The organism is Ramlibacter sp. (assembly GCF_035706265.1).
Classification (GTDB): domain Bacteria; phylum Pseudomonadota; class Gammaproteobacteria; order Burkholderiales; family Burkholderiaceae_C; genus Ramlibacter.
The window spans coordinates 1-5531 of sequence record NZ_DASSVG010000461.1 but is presented as its reverse complement, the minus strand read 5'-3'; the positions used below and the strand labels follow the sequence as shown (position 1 = coordinate 5531).

The following is a 5531-nucleotide window of genomic DNA, read 5'->3' as shown; positions in this document are numbered from 1 at the left end:
ACGCTCGCGGCGGTGGCGGCATTCGTCGTGACGCTGCCGCTGTGGCTGGTGCCGCCGCTGATGCTGCTGATCCCGCCGCTGATCTGGGGCTGGCTCACCTACCGCGTGATGACCTTCGACGCACTGGCGGAGCACGCGAGCGGCGAGGAGCGCCGCCAGTTGTTCCGCGGGCACCGCATGTGGCTGCTGCTGATGGGGGTGGCGACGGGCTACCTGGGTGCGGCCCCGAGCATCGTGTGGGCCTCGGGCTGGTTCTTCGCCGCGGCCTTTCCCATCCTGGTGCCGGTGGCGATCTGGATCTACACCCTGGTCTTCGCCTTTTCCTCGCTCTGGTTCGCCCACTACGGGCTGGCGGCGCTGGAGCAGCTGCGCAGCGCGCCGCCCGAGCAGCCGCCACGGCTGCCGCCGGACCAACCGGAGCAGCCGGAACAGCCGCTGCTTCAGGCCCTGCCGTAGGTGTCTTCGAGGCGGACGATGTCGTCCTCCCCGAGGTAGCCGCCGGACTGCACCTCGATCATCTCCAGCTCCATCTTGCCGGGGTTGTGCAGCCGGTGCACCTCGCCGATCGGGATGTAGGTGGACTGGTTCTCGGAGAGCAGGAAGGTTTCGGCCCCGCGCGTCACTTCCGCCGTGCCGCGCACCACGATCCAGTGCTCGGCGCGGTGGTGGTGCTTCTGCAGGCTCAGCGACGCGCCCGGCTTCACGCCGATGCGCTTGACCTGGAAGCGCTCGCCCGCATCCACGCTGTCGTACCAGCCCCAGGGCCGCACCACCTTGCGGTGGAACACCGCCTGCGAGGCGTTGGACTGCTCCAGGGTGGCGACCACGTCCTTCACCTGCTCGGCGCAGGCGCGGTTGGCCACCAGCACGGCATCCGGCGTGTCGATGATCAGCAGGTCCTCGGTGCCCAGCGCCACCACCGGGCGGTGCGGCGCATGGATGAAGGTGTTGCGCGCGCCCTGCACCCAGCCCTGGCCCTGCACGCGGTTGTCCTCCGCGTCGGCGGGCGCGAGGTCGGCCACCGCGTTCCAGCTGCCGACGTCGCTCCACTGGCTGCGGAAAGGCAGCACGGCCACCTGGGCGTGCTTCTCCATCACGGCGTAGTCGATGCTCTGCGAACGGCAGGCCGCGAAGGCGGCGGCGTCGGGGCGGACGAACACCGTGCCGGCCGCGGCGTTGCCCGGCTCCTCGCGCCTGGCGCCCTTCATCGCCGTACGGCAGGCCGCCAGGATGTCGGGCGCGTGTTCCTCCAGCGCCTCCAGCATGAAGCGGGCGCGGGCGAGGAAGATGCCGCCGTTCCACAGGGTGTCGCCTTCCAGCAGCAGCTGCTGCGCGGCGGCGGCATCGGGCTTCTCGATGAACTTCTTCACCTGCAGCGCGCCGTCCGGGCGCAGCGCGCCCTGGCGGATGTAGCCGTAGGCCGTGCTGGGAAAGGTGGGCACGATGCCGAAGGTGACGATGGCGCCGTTCTCCGCCGCGCTGAGGCCTTCCTTCACGGTGCGGCAGAAGGCCGCGGCATCGGGGATGTAGTGGTCGGCCGGGCAGAACAGCAGGTAGGCATCGGGGTCCGCCTGCAGCGTGGCCAGCGCGATCGCCGCCGCGGTGTTGCGCGCCACGGGCTCCAGCACGATGGTGCCCTTCGCCTTGGCCTGCCGCAGGGTGTCGGCCACCATGAACCGGTGGTCTTCCGAGGCGACGGCCATCGTTTCCGGGCCGAGCGGAGCGACGCGTTCCAGCGTCAGCTGCAGCAGGCTCTTGTCGCCCACCAGCGGCACGAACTGCTTGGGAAAGCTCTTGCGGCTCAAAGGCCAGAGGCGGGTGCCGGAGCCGCCGCAGAGGATCACGGGAATCATGGACATCGGGCGATGGTAACTGGAAGAAACGGCCACGCCCGGAAAACGTCGCGCCGGCGCCGCGGCGGACCGGTAGGATTACCGCATGACGTCTCAGCCCCGCCCTGACATCGGCCTCATCATCGTCGGCGACGAAATCCTCTCCGGCAAGCGCGCCGACAAGCACCTGCCGAAACTGATCGAGCTGCTCACCGAGCGCGGCCTGCAGCTCGGATGGGCGGAGTACGTGGGCGACAAGCCGCAGCGGATCACCGAAACGCTCGTGCGGGCCTTCGCCTCCGGCGACGTCGTGTTCTCCTGCGGCGGCATCGGGGCGACGCCGGACGACCACACCCGCCAGTGCGCCGCCCGGGCCCTGGGCGTGGAGCTCGAACTGCATCCCGAAGCCGAAGCCCTGATCCGCGAGCGCATGCAGGACGTGGCGCGGGAGCAGGGCGTGCCCTACGAGCCGGACCGCGCCGACAACATCCACCGCCTGAACATGGGCGTGTTCCCGCGCGGCGCCAGCATCATCCCCAACCCGTACAACAAGATCCCGGGCTTCAGCGTGGGCGACGTGCACTTCGTCCCGGGCTTTCCCGTGATGGCCTGGCCGATGATGGAGCACGTGCTGGACACGCACTACAGGCACCTGTTCCAGCACGGCACGTACGTGGAGAAGTCGGTGATCGTGTTCGGCTCCATGGAAGCGACGCTCACGCCGCTGATGGAGCAGATCGAGCGCGAGCATCCGCTGGTGAAGGTGTTCAGCCTGCCGAGCGTCGACCATCCCACCTTCGGCCGCCACATCGACCTGGGGGTCAAGGGCGAGCCGGAACATGTCAACCCGGCCTACCGCATGCTGGTCGACGGCCTCAACGTGCTGAAGGTCCGCCTCGGCCCCGAATTGGTGCGCCCCTGAGCTGCTCCACGATGGTGCATCGGCAGAACTGCACCGAGGAGGTGCGCCGTCGCGCTGAATCCGTCAAGGTCCAGTAGGAAAAAGGCATCACTTTCAAGGACAATCCCTGAGTTTGAGTGCGGCCCCACGTGCACCAGCTTTTGGCACGGAAGCTGCATCCAGCCAGCCGCAGATTCGTTCACAACCAACATCCCCAGGAGAAGCCTGATGGCAGCAGCCAAGAGCGTCGCAGACGTGTTGAAGATGGTGAAGGACAACGAGGTCAAGTTCGTTGACTTCCGCTTCACCGACACGCGCGGCAAGGAGCAGCACGTGTCCGTGCCGGTGTCCCACTTCGACGAGGACAAGTTCTCGTCCGGCCACGCCTTCGACGGTTCGTCCATCGCCGGCTGGAAGGGCATCGAGGCATCCGACATGCTGCTGATGCCGGACCCGGCCACCGCCAACATCGACCCGTTCTTCGAAGAGACGACGCTGATCCTCTCGTGCGACGTGCTCGAGCCGGGCGACGGCAAGGCCTACGACCGCGACCCGCGCTCGATCGCCAAGCGCGCCGAGGCCTACCTCAAGGCCTCCGGCCTCGGCGACACCGCCTTCTTCGGCCCCGAGCCCGAGTTCTTCATCTTCGACGACGTGCGCTGGAGCAACGACATGTCCGGCTCGTACGTCGAGATCGACGAGTACGAGGCGCCCTGGAACACCGGCAAGAAGCACGAGGGCGGCAACAAGGGCCACCGTCCCACGGTCAAGGGCGGCTACTTCCCCGTGCCCCCGGTGGACAGCATGCAGGACATGCGCGCCGAGATGTCCCTGATCCTCGAGCAGCTGGGCATCCCGGTCGAAGTGTTCCACCACGAGGTGGGCGGCGCCGGCCAGAACGAGATCGGCACCAAGTTCAGCACGCTGGTGCAGCGCGCCGACTGGACGATCCTGATGAAGTACGTGATCCACAACGTGGCCGCCGCCTACGGCAAGACGGCCACGTTCATGCCCAAGCCCCTGGTGGGCGACAACGGCTCCGGCATGCACGTGCACCAGTCGGTCTGGAAGGACGGCAAGAACCTGTTCGCCGGCGACGGCTACGCGGGCCTGTCCGAGTTCGCGCTGTACTACATCGGCGGCGTGATCAAGCACGCGCGGGCGCTCAACGCCATCACCAACCCCGGCACCAACAGCTACAAGCGCCTGGTGCCCGGCTACGAGGCGCCGGTGAAGCTGGCCTACTCGGCCCGCAACCGCTCGGCCTCGATCCGCATCCCCTACGTGGCCAACCCGAAGGGCCGCCGCATCGAGGTGCGCTTCCCGGATCCGACGATGAACCCCTACCTGGGCTTCGCCGCCATGCTGATGGCCGGCCTGGACGGCGTGGAGAACAAGATCCACCCGGGCGAGGCCGCCACCAAGGACCTGTACCACCTGCCGCCGGAAGAGGACGCGAAGATCCCGACCGTGTGCCACAGCCTGGACCAGGCGCTCGAATACCTGGACCAGGACCGCGCCTTCCTCACCAAGGGCGGCGTGTTCACCGACACGATGATCGACGCCTTCATCGAGCTGAAGATGTCGGAGGTGCAGCGCTTCCGCATGACGACGCACCCGGTGGAATTCGACATGTACTACTCGCTGTGAGGCGAGGCGGGGAGCGTGAAGCACGCGCCCCGGCAAAAAATACACAAGGGGCGGCCAAAAGGTCGCCCCTTTTCCTTTGAAATCAACACCTTATTTGGCAATCTGCAGAGTTTGCGCGATACTGAAAGGCCGTCCCTGCGCATCGTGGGATGCAAGGAGCACCGCCATGAAGCTGTCTTACGCCCTGATTCCCCTCGCTGCCCTGGCCTTTGCCGCCGATGCCGGCGCCCAGAGCAAGATCTGGCGCTGCGGCAACACCTACACGAATGACGAGGCCGTCGCCCGCACGCAGAACTGCAAGCTGGTCGAGGGCGGCAACGTCACGGTGGTGCAGGGCACGCGGGTCAACGGCGGCGCGGTGGCGCCCACGCGCGGCCGCAGCGACAGCGTGGCAACGGCGCCGCAGTCCGCCGGTCCGCGGGTGGATTCGGGCGAACAGAAGGCGCGCGACAACGAGGCCCGCGCGATCCTCGAAGCCGAGCTCAAGAAGGCCGAGGCGCGCCAGTCCGAGCTGCTGCAGGAATGGAACAATGGCGAGCCGGAAAAGCTCGGCCCCGAACACCGCAACCACCAGAAATACCTCGATCGCGTGGCCGAACTGAAGGCCGCGCTCGAGCGCAACGAGAAAGACATTGCCGGCCTCAAGCGCGAACTCGGGCGGGCCAGCAACGGCGCCGCGAAATAAGCCCCGCGGGAAGTCCACCACCTCCTCCCGCTTCCAGTCGCTCGACCTGCTTGCCACGCTGGTGGCCGTGGTGCGCGGCGACGGCACCGTGCTGTTCGCCAACTCCGCGCTGGAGGATGCCGTGGGGCTGTCGCGCCGCAGCATCGAGGGCGCGAGCCTGCTGCCCCTGTTCACCGAGCCGCAGGTGCTGCGCAACGCGCTCGAGGGTGCGCGCAGCAACGAGTACGCGGCCCTGCGCTACGACACGGGCCTGGCGCGCCAGCAGGGCGAGCCGCTGCCGGTGCACGTGGTGCTGGCACAGACCGACAGGGCCGACGAATTCGTGGTCGAACTGCTGCCGCTGGAGGCGCAGACCCGGCAGGACCGCGAGGAGCGCCTGATCGACCAGGCCCAGGCCAACAAGGAACTGATCCGCAACCTCGCGCACGAGATCAAGAACCCGCTCGGCGGCATCCGCGGCGCG

6 protein-coding genes are annotated in these 5531 nt (G+C 67.9%); 5 read left to right on the top strand and 1 reads right to left on the bottom strand.

Going from position 1 to position 5531, the window contains the following annotated elements:
* A partial coding sequence (locus VFM98_RS16650; RefSeq protein WP_325111017.1) for an EI24 domain-containing protein occupies positions 1 to 456 on the top strand: 456 nt, incomplete at its 5' end.
* On the opposite strand, the gene VFM98_RS16645 is transcribed toward VFM98_RS16650, so the two are convergent.
* Positions 441 to 1859 carry a mannose-1-phosphate guanylyltransferase/mannose-6-phosphate isomerase gene (locus tag VFM98_RS16645; RefSeq protein ID WP_325111016.1) on the bottom strand — a complete coding sequence of 473 codons (1419 nt, stop codon included), beginning with the start codon at positions 1857 to 1859 and terminating at the stop codon, positions 441 to 443. The two genes, VFM98_RS16650 and VFM98_RS16645, sit on opposite strands and share 16 nt — an antisense overlap.
* 79 nt (positions 1860 to 1938) lie before the next feature.
* Here VFM98_RS16645 and VFM98_RS16640 point away from each other — a divergent pair, with 79 nt between their 5' ends.
* The 4 genes from VFM98_RS16640 to VFM98_RS16625 all read left to right on the top strand — a co-directional run.
* A complete protein-coding gene (locus VFM98_RS16640) occupies positions 1939 to 2754 on the top strand; it encodes a competence/damage-inducible protein A (RefSeq protein ID WP_325111015.1) in 816 nt (271 codons plus the stop codon).
* A 207-nt stretch (positions 2755 to 2961) separates the two neighbouring features.
* Positions 2962 to 4383 carry a type I glutamate--ammonia ligase gene (gene glnA / locus VFM98_RS16635; RefSeq protein ID WP_325111014.1) on the top strand — a complete coding sequence of 474 codons (1422 nt, stop codon included), beginning with the start codon at positions 2962 to 2964 and terminating at the stop codon, positions 4381 to 4383.
* 166 nt (positions 4384 to 4549) lie between these two features.
* Positions 4550 to 5068: a hypothetical protein gene (locus VFM98_RS16630; RefSeq protein WP_325111013.1), complete on the top strand. Its 519-nt coding sequence runs from the start codon at positions 4550 to 4552 to the stop codon at positions 5066 to 5068.
* A gap of 46 nt (positions 5069 to 5114) precedes the next feature.
* Positions 5115 to 5531 (top strand): PAS domain-containing protein (locus tag VFM98_RS16625; protein WP_325111018.1); only part of this gene is annotated, 417 nt, incomplete at its 3' end.

Excerpts from the sequence above, each read along its gene's own strand:
- VFM98_RS16630 (WP_325111013.1), top strand. The coding sequence starts at position 4,550 with ATGAAGCTGTCTTACGCCCTGATTCCCCTCGCTGCCCTGGCCTTTGCC.
- glnA (WP_325111014.1), top strand. The coding sequence starts at position 2,962 with ATGGCAGCAGCCAAGAGCGTCGCAGACGTGTTGAAGATGGTGAAGGAC.
- VFM98_RS16640 (WP_325111015.1), top strand. The coding sequence starts at position 1,939 with ATGACGTCTCAGCCCCGCCCTGACATCGGCCTCATCATCGTCGGCGAC.
- VFM98_RS16645 (WP_325111016.1), bottom strand. The coding sequence starts at position 1,859 with ATGTCCATGATTCCCGTGATCCTCTGCGGCGGCTCCGGCACCCGCCTC.